Here is a 14,145-nt window from a genome sequence, read left to right on the forward strand (position 1 = left end):
CGGCGGGGCCGGGCCCGTGGCGGGTTCGGTGGTTCCACCGATGGCACCGGCCGGACGCGGTTCTAGGAATACGGCATGACCAGCCGAATCGCTCTGCGCGCCGCCGCTCTGTTCGACGGCGCGACCACCGCCACCGGTCCCCTCGTCGTCGTCGAGGACGGGCGGATCGCCTCCGTCGAGACCGGGGGCCGGGGCTCGCCGCCGCCGGGCGTCGAGCTCGTCGACCTGCCGGGGGCGACGCTGCTGCCCGGGCTCGTCGACACCCATGTCCACCTGGGGTTCGACGCCGGCCCCGATCCGGTGGCGGCGCTCGCCGGCCGCGACCGCGAGGAGGTCCTGGAGCAGATGGCGCAGGCGTGCGCGGCGCAGCTGCGGGCGGGGGTGACCACCGTCCGCGACCTGGGCGACCGCGACTACCTGACGCTGGACCTGCGGGCGAAGGCCGCGCCCGGGGAGCTGCCGACGATCGTCGCCGCGGGCCCGCCCATCACCTCACCGGGCGGGCACTGCCACTTCCTGGGCTCCGCCGTCAGCGGGGTCGACGGGGTCCGGGCCGCGGTGCATGAGCACGCCGAGCGGGGTGTCGACGTGATCAAGGTGATGGCGTCGGGGGGGCAGATGACGCCGGGCACGCGCTGGGACGCGACGCAGTTCCCGCCGGAGGTGGTGCGTGCGCTGGTCGACGAGGCCCACGCGCACGGGCTGCCGGTGACCGCGCACGCGCACGCCGTCGACGCGGTCCGCGACGCCCTCGACGCCGGGGTGGACGGCATCGAGCACGCCACGTTCATGACCACCGACGGCCCGCGCCTCGACGACGAGCTGCTCGCGACGCTGGTGCGGCGGCGGATCGCGGTCGGGCTGACGGTCGGGCTGAAGGTCGTGCCGGGCATGGAACCGCCGCCGGACATCCGTCGCCATCTGCCCGCGATCCTCGCGGTGGCCGCGGCGATCTGCGGGTCGGGCGCGCTCGTCGTCGCGGGGACCGATGCCGGGATCGCCCCGCCGAAGCCGCACGGCGTGCTCCCGCTCGGGCTGGTCCATCTCACCGAGCTGGGGATGACGCCGCTGCAGGCGCTGACCGCGGGGACGTCGGTGGCGGCGACGGTGTGCGGCCTCGGAGACCGCAAGGGCCGCATCGCACCGGGCTACGACGCCGACCTGCTCGCGGTCGCCGGGGACCCGCTCACCGACATCACGGCGCTGCTCACGCCGCAGCACGTCCTGGTCGCCGGACAGCCCGTGTGAGCGACCGCCGCCCGGCCCGCGCCCCGGGATCGGGCGCCCGTGCGGGCCCGCCTCACGAGTTCCGTTCGGCGAGTGCGCGGCCGTGGGCGGCCAGCAGTGTCCGCAGCTCGGGCGGGTGCAGGCCTTCCACCTCACCGGCGAGCGCCATGAGCTGCCCGGCGGCGACCTCGATCGACTCGACCTCCAGCGTCACCTCACGGCGGCCGTCCTCGTCGGGTGGGCCGGCCGTGGCGACGGCAGCGGTCGCCGCGTCGGTGTCGGTGACGTGCGGCAACGCCCGCAGGCCACGTGGGGAGAGCCGGACGCGGACGGTGTCGCGCAGCATGGTCCCGGCGAACCGGGCCGCCGACTCCGCCCACCAGCCGGGCAGGTCGAAGCCCGGCGGACGCTCGAAGGGCTCGCCGGTCGGCTCGGCGGCCGCCACCCGGTCCGCACGGTAGGTGCGGACGTCGCCGTCCACGGCGGCGACCATGTACCAGACCCCCGCCTTGAGGACCAGCCCCAGCGGCTCGACGACCCGGCCGACCTGGGCCGACCCCCGCTGGTAGCCGATCCGCACCCGTCGCTGGGCCCAGACCGCCTGCGCGAGCGTCGCCAGGTGGGGCGGTTCGGTGGGGGTCCGGAACCAGCCGGGGGCGTCGAGGTGGACGCGCTCGGCGATGCGCCGGGCGTGCTCGCTGAGGTCGGCGGGCAGCGTCGCCAGCATCTTCGACTGGGCCGCGACCAGCGCCGATCCCATCCCGAGCGCGGAGAGCAGCTGCGGCGCGGCGGTCGCGAGCATCGCGGCGGCCTCCTGCGCGGTGAGCCCGTCGAGCCGGCTCCGCCAGCCGTCCACGAGCCGGATCCCGCCGCCGTGCCCGCCCTCGGTCCACAGCGGCACCCCGGCCTCGACGAGCGCGGCGACGTCGCGGTAGATCGTGCGCTCGGAGACCTCCAGCTCGACGGCGAGCTCGGCCGCAGTCGCCGACCGGCGCCGTTGCAGGACGAACAGCATGGCGATCAACCGGGACGCGCGCACGGGCCCATCATCGCGGCAGACTCGCGTCTGTGGAGCAGGTGAGCAGCAGGCAGGTCTACGCCAACAGCTGGATGACGGTCCGGGAGGACGCCATCCGTCGCGCCGACGGCAGCAACGGCATCTACGGCGTCATCGACAAACCGACGTACGCGCTGGTCGTCCCTCGTGACGACGAGGGCCGGCTGCACCTGGTCGAGCAGTTCCGCTACCCCGTCTGCGCCCGCCGCTGGGAGTTCCCCGCGGGCACGGCCCCCGACCGCGCCGCCCCCCACCCCGACGACCTCGCCGTGCAGGAGCTGGTCGAGGAGACGGGGCTCGCCGCGGGCCGGATGGAGCTGCTCGGCACGATCGACGTCGCGCCCGGGATGTCGAGCCAGCGCGGGCACGTCTACCTGGCCACGGAGCTGACCCAGGGCCCGGCGCAGCGCGAGGCGACCGAGGCCGACATGCGCGCCGGGTGGTTCACGCCGGCGGAGTTCGAGGCCATGATCGACGAGGGCGCCGTCGCCGACGCCCAGACGCTCGCCGCGTACGCACTCCTGATGCTGCGCGACCGGAACGGGGGCCATCGTGGATCTGCGTGAGACCGACGAGCAGCAGCTGCTGCGCGAGTCCGTGGCCGTGCTGGCCGGGCGCTTCGGCGGCGAGTACTTCCTGGCCAAGGCGAAGTCGGGCGAGAAGACGACCGAGCTGTGGGCCGAGGCGGGCAAGGCCGGCTACCTGGGTGTCGCGGTCCCGCCGGAGTACGGCGGCGGCGGGGCGGGGATGGTCGAGCTGGCGATCGTCGCCGAGGAGATCGCCGCAGCGGGCTGCCCGCTGCTGCTGATCGTCGTCTCCCCCGCGATCGTCGCGACCGTCATCGCCACCTCCGGTACAGCGGAGCAGAAGGAGCGCTGGCTGCCCGGGTTCGCCGACGGCTCGCTGCGGATGTCGTTCGCGATCACCGAGCCCGACGCGGGCTCCAACTCCCACCGCATCACGACGACCGCGCGCCGCGACGCGGGAGGCGGCTGGCGGCTCTCGGGGCACAAGTACTACATCTCCGGCGTCGACGAGACCGATGCGACGCTGGTCGTCGCGCGCATGGAGGACGCCGCGTCCGGCACACTGCGCCCGGCGATGTTCGTCGTGCCGCGCGACACCCCGGGTGTCACCTACCAGCCCATCGACATGGCGATCGTCAGCCCGGAGAAGCAGTTCACGCTGTTCTTCGACGACGCGCCCCTGCCCGCCGACGCGCTCGTCGGGGGCGAGGAGGCCGGGCTGTCGGCGCTGTTCGCGGGGCTGAACCCGGAGCGCATCACCGTCGCGGCCTACTCCAACGGGCTGGCGCGCTACGCGCTGGGCAAGGGGGTGGCCTACGCGCGCGACCGCGACGTGTGGGGCACCCCGATCGGCGCGCACCAGGCGATCGCGCACCCGCTGGCGGCCGCGCACATCGACGTCGAGCTCGCCCGGATGGCCACCACCCGCGCCGCGTTCCTCTACGACGTGGGCGACCGCGGCGCCGGCGACGCCGCCAACGTCGCCAAGTACGCCGCCGCCGAGGCCGCGATCAAGGCCGTCGACGCGGCGGTGCAGGCCCACGGGGGCAACGGGATGTCGCTGGAGTACGGGGTCGGGGGGCTGATCGGGGCGGTCCGCGCGGCCCGGATCGCGCCGGTGAGCCGGGAGATGGTGCTCAACCACGTCTCCCAGCACACGCTGGGCCTGCCGAAGTCCTACTAGCGACGCTCGTAGGCCGTCCGGCCGGCCTGTACGTCGTCGATGTGGGTCTCGGCCCCGTACGCGCCGCAACCCGTTGCGGCGGTGGACATGTGGGCATCGTCCGGTTCGCGACGATCACGGTCGGGTGGCGCCGCTGGCGGCCCGACCTATTCATCGACCCGGTCGCGGCGGGCACCGGCAGCTGACGCCCACCCCGAGCGGGACGCTCTCCAGCCGGCGCATCCCCGGCACCGGCAGCCGGACCTGCTCCGGCGGGTCGACGGCCGACGCTCTCCTCCACCCGGGGGCGCAACCCGCCCACCCGCCGCACGGTGAACGCGCGTGGGACGAGCGTGTGCAGCCGGGTGTGGTCGGCACCGTCGCCGGTGACGATGCTGTCGGTCGGGTCGTGCACGAGATCGGGTGGGCGATCAACTCGGCCCGCCGGTCCCTGCCTCCCCCATCGAGTCCGCCGCCTCGTGCGCGAGCCGGCCGAGCACCTCCGGGTCGCCGAGGTGGAGCGGGCGCCCTCGAGGCCGTAGCGTCGCGGGCATGGCGGACTACGAGTACCTGCTCGTCAAGCAGGACGGCGACACCGTCCGGATCACGATGAACCGGCCCGAGCGGCGCAACGCGCTGTCCGAGCCGCACCTGCGCGAGCTGCTGCGCGCCTTCACCGAGGCCGGGGAGTCCGACGCCACCGGCATCGTGCTGGGCGCCGAGGGCAAGGTGTTCTCCGCCGGCCACGACTTCGCCGACGTCTCCTCCCGCGACCTCGCCGGCGTGCGCGACCTCCTGCAGCTGTGCACGACGCTGATGCGCACCATCGAGTCGGTGCCGCAGGTCGTGATCGCCCGGGTGCACGCGCTGGCGACGGCCGCGGGCTGCCAGCTCGTCGCGACCTGTGACCTCGCGGTCGCCGCCGAGTCCGCGGGCTTCTCCCTGCCCGGCGGGAAGGGCGGCTGGTTCTGCCACACCCCCGCGGTCCCGGTGGCGCGCAACGTCGGCCGCAAGCGGCTCATGGAGATGGCGCTCACCGGCGACGTCGTCGACGCCGCCACCGCCGCCGACTGGGGACTGGTCAACTACGCGGTCCCCGACGACGAGCTCGACGCCCGCGTCGACGACCTGCTCACCCGCGCGACCCGCGGCAGCCGCTTCGGCAAGGCCGTCGGCAAGCAGACGTTGTACTCCCAGCTCGACCGCCCCGAGGCCGACGCCTACGGGATCGCCGTCGAGGTCATGGCCTCGATGTCGCAGTCGCCGGGGGCCAAGGAGGGCATGGCGTCGTTCCTGGAGAAGCGCCACCCGGTCTGGTCGGACTAGGTCCTGCGTCGCACGCACCCTCACCGGCGTGGACCCGCTCCGGGACGACCGTGAGGGTGCGCGCGGTGTACTCGGACGGCGGCTGATCGCGGACGGGCCGCCCGCCAGGATGACGCCCGTGAGCAGCGACGACGCGGCCCTCCACGACCTCATCGGCCCGCACGCCCGCCGGGACCCGGACCGGGCGGCGCTCGTCCACGAGAAGCGCACGTGGACCTACGGCGAGCTGGCCGCGGCGGCCACCGCGTTCGGCGCCCGCCTGCACGCCGCGGGCGCCGCGGGCGGACGCGTCGCGCTGATGCTGCCCAACTCCCCCGCGACGGTCGTGGGCTACCTCGCCTGCTTCGCGGCGGGTGCGGTCGCGACCCCGCTCAACTCGCGGTTCGCCCCGCCCGAGATCGAGCGCGCGCTGCGCCGGGCCCGGCCGTCGTGGCTGGTGGTGCACGCGTCGCGGCTGCCGCTGCTCGACCGCGTCGACCCGGCCGTCCTCGCGGGGGTGCAGCAGGTCGTGGTGTCGGACGGCGAGGTCCCGACGGGCCCGGCCGCGACCACCGCCCTGCCCGTCCCCGGCGCCGACGCACCCGCGGTCATGTTCTTCACCTCGGGCTCCACGGGCACACCGAAGGGCGTCGTGCACTCCCAGCGGTCGGCGCTGGCCATGCTGGCGAGCACATCGGAGGCGATGGGTGACGTGGGTCCCGCCGACGTGACGCAGGTGTGCGAACCGCAGGTGCACGTCAGCGGGTTCATCGGCACGCTGACGACGCTGCGCGGCGGCGGCACCGTCGCCCTCCACGACGGGTTCGACCTCGACACCTACGTCGATGGGCTGCTCACCCACCGGCCGACGCTCGTCTGCACCCACATCGACCTGCTCGCCCAGGTGGTGCGCGACCCGCGGGCCACAGCCGACCGGTTCGCGTCCCTGCGCGGGGTCTACACCGGCGGCGACACCGTCCCCGCAGCACTGCAGCGCGACTTCCTCGCGATCGCCGGCCGGCCGATCGCCGTCGGCTACGGCATGACCGAGGCGATCTGGCTGACGATCCAGCGCGCACCCCGCACCGATCGCGACGGCTGCATCGGCGTGCCGGTCGGCGGCGCCCGGCTGCGGACCGACGCCGCGACCGGGGAGATCCTCGTCCGTGGCCCGATGCTCATGACGGGCTACTGGGACGACGAGGTCCTGACCCGCGACTCGCTGACCGACGGCTGGCTGCACACCGGCGACCTGGGCGAGGCCGACGCCGACGGTGTGTGGTGGTTCCGCGGCAGGCTCAAGGACATCATCGTGCGCCGCACGTCGAAGATCACGCCCGGCGAGGTGGAGTCGGCGATCGACGAGCACCCCGACGTCGCGGCCTGCGCCGTCGTCGCCGCACCCGACGCCGAGGAGGGCCAGGTCCCGGTTGCGTTCGTGGTGCCCCGACCGGGACGGAGGCTGTCCGCCGACGACCTGACCGAGTTCCTCACCGGCAGGATCGCCGCCTACAAGATCCCGGCCCGCATCCACTTCCGCGACGCGCTGCCACTCACCGGCAGCGGAAAGGTTGCCCACCACGACCTCCACGAGCCCCGTGAGTGACTGCTGACCTGCGACGACGACACCCAGGACGGGCGCGCGCCGCGGACGTCGCCTAGGGTCGCCCGCGATGCTGACCCGACGCCGGCTGCTCGTGGCCCTCGGCGCCGCGAGCGCCTCCGTGCTCGCGGGTGGAGCCGGCTGCGGCCGGACCGACCTCGCCGGGACCCTGCAGCGGATCCGGGGGTCCGGGGTCGCCCGGGTCGCGATCGCCGGTGAGCAGCCCTACGGGTTCTCCGACGCGGGCGGCCGGGTCACCGGGGAGAGCCCCGAGGTCGCGCGGCTCGTCCTGCGCGCGGTGGGCGTCGACGGGATCGAGGCCGTGCAGGTGCCGTTCGACCAGCTGCTGGACTCGCTCGTCGGCGGTGACGTCGACCTGGTCGCAGCCGGTATGACGATCAGCCCGCAACGGTGCGGGCGGGTGGCGTTCTCCCGGCCCGACTTCGTCGCCCCACCCGCGTTCATGGTGCGCCGGGACGGTCCCGCCGGGCTGCGGTCGTTCGCCGACATCGTCGCCGCCCGGGCGCGGCTCGGGGTGCTCGCCGGGTCCGCGGAGCAGGCCTGGGCGACGGCCTCCGGCATCCCCGACGACATGACGACCACCTTCGATGCGCAGAGCTCGCTGGTCCGGGCGGTCGCCGACCAGCGGGTCGACGCCGTGGTGGCGACGCGCATCTCGCTGCTCGACGAGCTGCGCCGCAACCCCGGCCGTCAGCTGCAGGTGACGCGGCAGTTCCGCGTGACGATCGGCGGCCGCGACGTGGTACCCGCGGGTGGGTTCGCGTTCCGCCGCGGGGACGCCGACCTGGTCGCGGCGTTCGACGACGCGCTCACCGCCGCGCAGGCATCCGGCGAGTGGTTGCGCGCGGCGTCGCCCTTCGGGTTCACGGGCGCGAACCTGCCGCCCGCCTCCCTGACGACGACCGCACTCTGCGCGGGGACAGCCTGACCCCTTCTTTGCAGGAAGGGCGCTTTCCTGCAGCCCAGCGGCAGGAGAGCGCCGTTCCTGCAGCGCGCGAGCTCGGCCCTCAGCGGTCGACGACCGCGTGCAGGAAGGCTCGCGTCCGCTCGTGCTCCGGCGCGGTGAAGAGCTTCTCCGGGGCGGCGTCCTCGATGACACGGCCGCCGTCGAACATCATCACGCGGTCGGAGAAGTCGCGGGCGAAGCCCATCTCGTGGGTCACGCAGAGGAACGTGATGTCGGTCGAGGCGCCGAGGTCACGCAGGAGCGTCAGGACGCCGGCGACGAGCTCGGGGTCGAGGGCGGAGGTCACCTCGTCGAGCAGCAGGACGTCGGGACGCATGGCCAGCGCCCGGGCGATCGCGACGCGCTGCTGCTGCCCGCCGGAGAGCTGCGTGGGGTGGGAGTCCATCCGGTCGCCGAGGCCGACGAGGTCGAGCAGCTCTTGGGCGCGGGCGGTCGCCTCCTCCTTCGACAACCCCAGCACACGCGTCGGCGCCTCGATGAGGTTGCCGCGCACCGTCATGTTGGGGAACAGGTTGAACTGCTGGAACACCATGCCGATGCGCTTGCGGACCTCGCGGACGTGCTTGTCGTCGGCGGGCACGAGCGTTCCGCCCTTGTCCATGTGCGACAACGACGTCCCGCCGACGGTGATCGTCCCGGCGTCGACCTTCTCCAGGGTCATGAGCAGCCGCAGGATCGTGGTCTTGCCCGAGCCCGACGGGCCGATGAGGCAGACGTGCTCGCCGGGGGCGACGGCGAAGCTCAGCTCGGAGAGCACGACGTGGTCGCCGAAGCGTTTCTCCACCCCGTCGAACTCGATCATCGGTTCGGCAGCTCGGTCAGCGGACGGCACGGCGCCGCTCCAATCTCCGGACGGCCAGCGACGCCGGGTAGCTCAGCAGCAGGAACAGCAGGCCGGCGATGGTGTAGGCCTCGACGTAGCGGAACGACTGGCCGCCGACCTCGCGGACCTGCCCCACGATGTCGAGGACGCCGATCCCGATGAGCAGCGGGGTCTCCTTGAACATCGAGATGACGTAGTTGCCCAGCGCGGGCAGCACCCGCGGGACCGCCTGCGGGAGAACGACACCCGTCCAGACCCGGGAGCGTGGCAGGCTCAGCGCGGTCGCGGCCTCCCACTGGCCACGGGGCACGGCGTCGATACCCGCGCGGTAGACCTCGGAGGTGTACGTCGCGTAGTGCAGGCCCAGCGCCAGCACGCCGACGGTCAACGCCGGCAGCACGACACCGAACGTCGGCAGCACGAAGAACAGGAAGTACACCTGCACCAGCAGCGGGGTGCTGCGGACGAACTCGACGACCGCCCTGACGACGATCCGCACCGGCCTCGGGCCGCGTCCCAGGATCGCGAGCACCAGCCCGAGGACGAACGCGATGAGGGAGCCGAGGACCGTCGCGACGAGGGTGATCCGCAGGCCGTTGAGCAGCGCCGGGATGATCTGGCCGGCGAAGTTCCAGTCCCAGACGTTCACGCGACCCCCGCCCCCGTCGCCTGCCGGCGCGACCGTGCCGAGGGTGTGCGGCCGACGCGGGCGGCGGCGACGCGTTCGAGCGTCCGCATGACCGCGGTGATGACCAGCGACATGACCAGGTACATCACCAGCAGGAGCAGGAAGATCTCGAACGCCTGCGGGTTGAAGCGCGGCACCAGCACCTGCTGGGCCTGCCGGGTGATCTCGTTGATCGAGACGAACGAGAGCAGCGCGGTGCTCTTGAGCAGCTGGATGAACAGGTTGTTGAACGGCGGCAGCATCTCGACGACGGCCTGCGGCAGCACGACGCGGCGCATCCGTTGCGCCGGCGTCAGGTTCAGCGCGATCGCGCCCTCGATCTGGGCGCGCGGCACCGACTGCACCGCGCCGCGGACGATCTCCGCGCCGTAGGCCCCGTGGTTGAGCCCGAGCACGAGGATGCCCGCCCAGATGGGCACGATCTGGAAGCCGACGAGCACCGGCAGCGCGAAGAAGATCCAGAACAGCTGCACGACCTCCGACGTGCCCCGCAGGCCTTCGACGTAGACACGGGCGATGATCCGTACGGTCCGCGACGACGACAGCAGCGCGAGCCCCGCGACGAAGGACAGCACGATAGTCAGCGCGATGCCGCCGACGGTCGCGATGATCGTGAACGGCAGTCCCTGGGACAGGACCGACAGGAACGTTCCGAGGTTGTCCACCACTACCCGGTCAGGCGGCGCAGAGCTTCTCGGTCGTGAGGTCCGCCGCCGGCAGGTTCGCCTGGGTGAACCCGAACGGCTGGGCGATCGCCACCCACTGGCCGTTCTTGTGCAGGGTGTCGAGCGCGGTGTCGAACGCCTGCACGAGCGGGCCGTCGGCCTTGCGGAACACGAACCCGCCCGCGGAGACGACCGGCTGACCACCCTGGACCGGGTCGAAGCTCTCGGTGACCTCGACGTTCGCCGAACGGTTCTTGGTGACGAGCCACTTCAGCGAGATGTCGGTGAGCGCGGCCGCGCCGACCCGGCCTGCGGTGACGGCCTGCAGCAGCGCGTTCTGGTCGGGGAAGACCTGGACATCGGCGTCGGGGACACCCGCGTCCTTGGCGTAGCCCTGCTCGACGGCCGCGCCGAGCACGGCGAGCTGCGCGTTCTTCGACGCCACGTCCTGGAACGTCGTGATCCCCTGCGGGTTGCCCTTGGGCACGAGGAACGCTGTCTTGGCCGAGTAGTCGGGGATCGAGAACGTGGCCTGCTGGCAGCGTGCCGGCGTGATGTTCATCCCGGCGCACACCATGTCGTACTGGTTGGCGTTCAGCGCCGGGATCAGCTGGCCGAACTCGACCTGCTCGGCCTCGACGTCGTTGATCCCGATCGACTTCAGCACCGCACGTGCGACCTCCGGGGCCTCGCCGGTGACCTTGCCGCTCGCGTCGGTGAAGCCGTAGGGCTCCTCGCCCGCGATCCCGATCTTGATCCTGCCTGCACCGCGCGCGGTGTCGAGGACGTTCCCGCCCGCACCGGTGCTGGTGCACGCCGAGATCAGCGCGGGTCCACCGAGGACCACGGCACCTGCCACTGCGCTGCGTCGGAAGAACTCCCGCCTGCTCCACGTCCTGCCGGTCATGTCGACTCCTCGGTGCTCGCGCGTCGGTGGGCCTGTGCGCGCGGCACCCTCGAGGAGACACCGCCGCCGATCCGAACCTAGGGGCTCGCCCGGCGCGCCACCCGATGCCGATCGAGGGTCGTTATCCGACCGCAATCGCCTCCTCGACCGGTACCGAACGTTCACCCGATCGGAGGCCATGAAGTCCTTTCGAGGCGGGTATCACCCCTGTCGACGTGTGGCCGGCGGAGCTGCCCGGGCGGCCCCGGGAGCCGGGATGGGCCATGATGCGGTCATGGTCGTACGCATCGCCGGACTCCCCGTCCTCGGGCCCTCCGACGTCCTCGCCGGGGCCCGTGCGGTGGCCGCCTGGACCGAGGACGCCGTCGGCGTCGCGGGTGAGCTGCCGGAGCGCGCCGGGCGCCTGCTCGACGGCGCGGAGGCGCTGATCGGGCGCATCACCGGGATCGCCGACCGCGTCGACGGGCTGCTCGACCGCGTGGACGGCAGCGTGGACTCCGTCGACGCGATGCTGGCCGAGGTCGGTGGCGTCGTCTCCCGGACGTCGTCGATCGTCGCGACGGCCGACGAGCTGGTCGCGGCCGTCTCCGGGGTCGCCGACCAGGCCGAGCACACCGTGCGCACCGCGGGCGCGGTCGCCGCCGAGGCGGAGACGATCGTGCGGACCGCCGGCTCCGTCGCGACGGAGGCGGCCACCGTCGTCGGTGCCGCGTCCGGGGTGGCGCAGCAGGCCGGCGAGGTCGTCGACGGTGCGGCGCTCGTCGCCCGCCGGGCCGGCGACATCGTCGACTCGGCCGCGGCGACCTCCGACGGGGCGCAGGAGATCCTGGCCACCTGGAAGCCGCTGTCGGCCCGGGCGGCGCCGTTGGCGCGCAAGTTCGTCGAGGAGCTCTCGGAGGACGAGGTGCGCGCCGCGATCCGGCTCGTCGACCACCTGCCGCAGCTCACCGAGCACCTCGAGAACGACATCATGCCGATCCTGACGACGCTCGACCGTGTCGGACCCGACGTCCACGAGCTGCTCGACGTGCTCAAGGAGGTCCGGCAGGCGATCCAGGGCGTGCCGGGGTTCTCGTTCTTCCGCCGCCGCGGCGAGGAGAAGGCGGAAGAGGAGTCGTGAGTGGCGTTCAGAGGCCGTGGGCCTCGCGCACCAGCGTCACGATCGCATCCATCATCTCGGTCAGCCGGTAGTCCTTCGGCGTGAAGACGGCCGCAACACCCTTGTCCCGCAACGCCTTCGCGTCGGCGTCGGGGATGATGCCGCCGACGACGACAGGTACGTCGTCGGCACCCGCTGCGCGCAACCCGTCGACCACCGCGGGCACGACCTCCAGGTGCGAGCCCGACAGCACCGACAGCCCGACGACGTGCACGCCTTCCTGCACCGCGGCGGCCACGATCTCCGACGGCGTGAGCCGGATGCCCTGGTAGATCACCTCGAAGCCGACGTCGCGGGCGCGCACGGCGACCTGCTCGGCGCCGTTGGAATGCCCGTCGAGACCCGGCTTGCCGACGAGCATGCGCAGCCGCTCCCCGATCTCCTCGCCCGCGGCCTTCACCCGGGCCCTGACCTCGCCGATCTCGGAGGCGGCCTCGCCCGACGCGACCGCGGCCGAGACCCCGGTCGGGGCGCGGAACTCGCCGAAGATGCCGCGCAGCGCACCGGACCACTCCCCCGTGGTCACCCCGGCCTTGGCACAGGCGATGGAGGCGTCCATGAGGTTGGCATCGGTCTTGGCGGCGTCGCGCAGCGCGTCGAGGGCGGCGTCGACGGCCGGCTGGTCGCGCTGGGCGCGCCAGGCCACGATCGCCTCGACGGCGGCGGCCTCCGTGGCGGGGTCGACGGTCTCGATGGCCGCCGCGCCCTCGGCCTGCAGCGGGCTCGGTTCGGTGGTGTCGAACCTGTTGACGCCGACGACGACGTCCTCGCCCGACTCCATCCGCCGCCGCCGCTCGGCGAGCGCGCTGACCAGCTCGCCCTTCATGTAGCCGGACTCGGTCGCCGCGACGGCCCCGCCCATCTCCTGGACGCGGTCGATCTCGGCGCGGGCGGACTCGACGAGCTCGGTCACCTTGGCCTCGACGACCCGGCTGCCGTCGAAGATGTCCTCGTACTCGAGCAGGTCGGTCTCGTACGCGAGCACCTGCTGCATGCGCAGCGCCCACTGCTGGTCCCAGGGCCGCGGCAGGCCCAGCGCCTCGTTCCAGGCGGGGAGCTGGATGGCGCGGGCCCGGGCGTCGCGCGACAGCGTCACCGCGAGCATCTCCAGCACGATCCGTTGGACGTTGTTCTCCGGCTGGGCCTCGGTGAGCCCGAGGGAGTTGACCTGCACGCCGTAGCGGAGCCGTCGCTGCGTGGGGTTGTCGACGCCGTAGCGCTCCAGAGTGATCTCGTCCCACAGCCGGCCCAGCGCGCGCAGCTTGCACATCTCCTCGACGAACCGCAGCCCGGCGTTGACGAAGAACGAGATGCGCCCGACGACGTCGCCGAACTTCTCGGCCGGGACCTGACCGGAGTCGCGGACGGCGTCGAGCACGGCGATGGCTGTCGACAGCGCGTAGGCGAGCTCCTGCGCGGGTGTGGCCCCGGCCTCCTGCAGGTGGTAGCTGCAGATGTTGATCGGGTTCCACTTGGGGATGTTCGCGACGGACCAGGCGATGGTGTCGGAGATGAGCCGCATGCTCGGCGCGGGCGGGAACACGTAGGTCCCGCGGGAGAGGTACTCCTTGACGATGTCGTTCTGCGTCGTGCCTGCGAGGGTGGCGCGCGGGGCGTCGTGCTCGTCGGCGACGGCGACGTAGAGCGCCAGCATCCACATAGCGGGGGCGTTGATGGTCATCGAGGTGTTGGCCTCGGCCATCGGGATGCCGTCGAACAGTGTGCGCATGTCGCCGATGTGGCTGACCGGCACGCCGACCTTGCCGACCTCACCCTTGGCGAGCTCGTCGTCGGGGTCGTAGCCGGTCTGGGTGGGCAGGTCGAACGCGACCGACAGGCCCGTCTGCCCCTTGGCGAGGTTGCGGCGGTAGAGCTCGTTGGACTTCTCGGCCGACGAGTGCCCGGCGTAGGTGCGGATCACCCAGGGGCGGTCGCGCTCGTGGTCGGTCGGGTACGGCACCGGACACCTCCGCCATCGGACTGCCAACGCGGTTGGGATACCACGCAGCACCTGTCGGGAAACTACGCGAGCGG

Annotated in this window: 13 protein-coding genes; 7 read left to right on the forward strand and 6 right to left on the reverse strand. The window is 73.0% G+C overall.

Annotated elements, in window-relative coordinates:
• Positions 1 to 75 precede the first annotated feature (75 nt).
• Positions 76 to 1,248, forward strand: a complete 1,173-nt coding sequence (locus tag TOK_RS26915; RefSeq protein WP_098960739.1) for an amidohydrolase family protein — start codon at positions 76 to 78, stop codon at positions 1,246 to 1,248.
• 52 nt (positions 1,249 to 1,300) lie between these two features.
• Here TOK_RS26915 and TOK_RS26920 read toward each other — a convergent pair whose 3' ends face one another.
• A complete protein-coding gene (locus tag TOK_RS26920) occupies positions 1,301 to 2,266 on the reverse strand; it encodes a YafY family protein (RefSeq protein ID WP_098960740.1) in 966 nt (321 codons plus the stop codon).
• Positions 2,267 to 2,295: 29 nt separating this feature from the next.
• On the opposite strand from TOK_RS26920, the gene TOK_RS26925 reads away from it, so the two are divergent.
• From TOK_RS26925 to TOK_RS26950, 5 genes are all read left to right on the forward strand, one after another.
• Positions 2,296 to 2,850: an NUDIX hydrolase gene (locus tag TOK_RS26925; RefSeq protein ID WP_098960741.1), complete on the forward strand. Its 555-nt coding sequence runs from the start codon at positions 2,296 to 2,298 to the stop codon at positions 2,848 to 2,850.
• Positions 2,837 to 3,994 carry an acyl-CoA dehydrogenase family protein gene (locus TOK_RS26930; RefSeq protein WP_098960742.1) on the forward strand — a complete coding sequence of 386 codons (1,158 nt, stop codon included), beginning with the start codon at positions 2,837 to 2,839 and terminating at the stop codon, positions 3,992 to 3,994. Before TOK_RS26925 ends, TOK_RS26930 begins: the two co-directional genes overlap by 14 nt.
• Before the next feature lie 531 nt (positions 3,995 to 4,525).
• The gene (locus TOK_RS26940; protein ID WP_098960744.1) at positions 4,526 to 5,299 is read left to right on the forward strand and encodes an enoyl-CoA hydratase-related protein; all 774 of its coding nucleotides are present in this window, start codon (positions 4,526 to 4,528) and stop codon (positions 5,297 to 5,299) included.
• A 118-nt stretch (positions 5,300 to 5,417) separates the two neighbouring features.
• Entirely contained in the window at positions 5,418 to 6,884 is a 1,467-nt protein-coding gene (locus tag TOK_RS26945; RefSeq protein WP_172457802.1) for a class I adenylate-forming enzyme family protein, read from the forward strand.
• A gap of 67 nt (positions 6,885 to 6,951) precedes the next feature.
• Complete coding sequence (locus TOK_RS26950; protein WP_098960746.1) at positions 6,952 to 7,830, forward strand: transporter substrate-binding domain-containing protein; 879 nt, start codon at positions 6,952 to 6,954, stop codon at positions 7,828 to 7,830.
• A gap of 79 nt (positions 7,831 to 7,909) precedes the next feature.
• Here the strand turns inward: TOK_RS26950 and ehuA are convergent, their stop codons facing one another.
• Genes ehuA through ehuB form a run of 4 tightly spaced genes read right to left on the reverse strand, consistent with a single transcriptional unit; the run spans position 7,910 to position 10,952 of the window.
• Complete coding sequence (ehuA, locus tag TOK_RS26955; protein ID WP_098960747.1) at positions 7,910 to 8,671, reverse strand: ectoine/hydroxyectoine ABC transporter ATP-binding protein EhuA; 762 nt, start codon at positions 8,669 to 8,671, stop codon at positions 7,910 to 7,912.
• A gap of 16 nt (positions 8,672 to 8,687) precedes the next feature.
• On the reverse strand, positions 8,688 to 9,341 hold the full coding sequence (ehuD, locus tag TOK_RS26960) for an ectoine/hydroxyectoine ABC transporter permease subunit EhuD (RefSeq protein WP_098960748.1): 654 nt from the start codon (positions 9,339 to 9,341) through the stop codon (positions 8,688 to 8,690).
• Positions 9,338 to 10,048: an ectoine/hydroxyectoine ABC transporter permease subunit EhuC gene (gene ehuC / locus TOK_RS26965; RefSeq protein WP_172457803.1), complete on the reverse strand. Its 711-nt coding sequence runs from the start codon at positions 10,046 to 10,048 to the stop codon at positions 9,338 to 9,340. The genes ehuD and ehuC overlap by 4 nt, the downstream gene beginning before the upstream one ends.
• Before the next feature lie 7 nt (positions 10,049 to 10,055).
• Positions 10,056 to 10,952, reverse strand: a complete 897-nt coding sequence (gene ehuB, locus TOK_RS26970; RefSeq protein WP_098960750.1) for an ectoine/hydroxyectoine ABC transporter substrate-binding protein EhuB — start codon at positions 10,950 to 10,952, stop codon at positions 10,056 to 10,058.
• Between the two features lie 274 nt (positions 10,953 to 11,226).
• Between ehuB and TOK_RS26975 the strand changes: the two genes are divergently transcribed.
• Positions 11,227 to 12,072: a hypothetical protein gene (locus TOK_RS26975; protein WP_098960751.1), complete on the forward strand. Its 846-nt coding sequence runs from the start codon at positions 11,227 to 11,229 to the stop codon at positions 12,070 to 12,072.
• A gap of 7 nt (positions 12,073 to 12,079) precedes the next feature.
• Here the strand turns inward: TOK_RS26975 and TOK_RS26980 are convergent, their stop codons facing one another.
• Entirely contained in the window at positions 12,080 to 14,071 is a 1,992-nt protein-coding gene (locus TOK_RS26980) for a protein meaA (RefSeq protein WP_098960752.1), read from the reverse strand.
• Between the last annotated feature and the right edge of the window lie 74 nt (positions 14,072 to 14,145).

Source organism: Pseudonocardia sp. N23 (genome assembly GCF_002583555.1).
GTDB lineage: Bacteria > Actinomycetota > Actinomycetes > Mycobacteriales > Pseudonocardiaceae > Pseudonocardia.

Excerpts from the sequence above, each read along its gene's own strand:
- TOK_RS26950 (WP_098960746.1), top strand. The coding sequence starts at position 6,952 with ATGCTGACCCGACGCCGGCTGCTCGTGGCCCTCGGCGCCGCGAGCGCC.
- TOK_RS26975 (WP_098960751.1), top strand. The coding sequence starts at position 11,227 with ATGGTCGTACGCATCGCCGGACTCCCCGTCCTCGGGCCCTCCGACGTC.
- ehuA (WP_098960747.1), bottom strand. The coding sequence starts at position 8,671 with ATGATCGAGTTCGACGGGGTGGAGAAACGCTTCGGCGACCACGTCGTG.
- TOK_RS26915 (WP_098960739.1), top strand. The coding sequence starts at position 76 with ATGACCAGCCGAATCGCTCTGCGCGCCGCCGCTCTGTTCGACGGCGCG.
- TOK_RS26940 (WP_098960744.1), top strand. The coding sequence starts at position 4,526 with ATGGCGGACTACGAGTACCTGCTCGTCAAGCAGGACGGCGACACCGTC.
- ehuB (WP_098960750.1), bottom strand. The coding sequence starts at position 10,952 with ATGACCGGCAGGACGTGGAGCAGGCGGGAGTTCTTCCGACGCAGCGCA.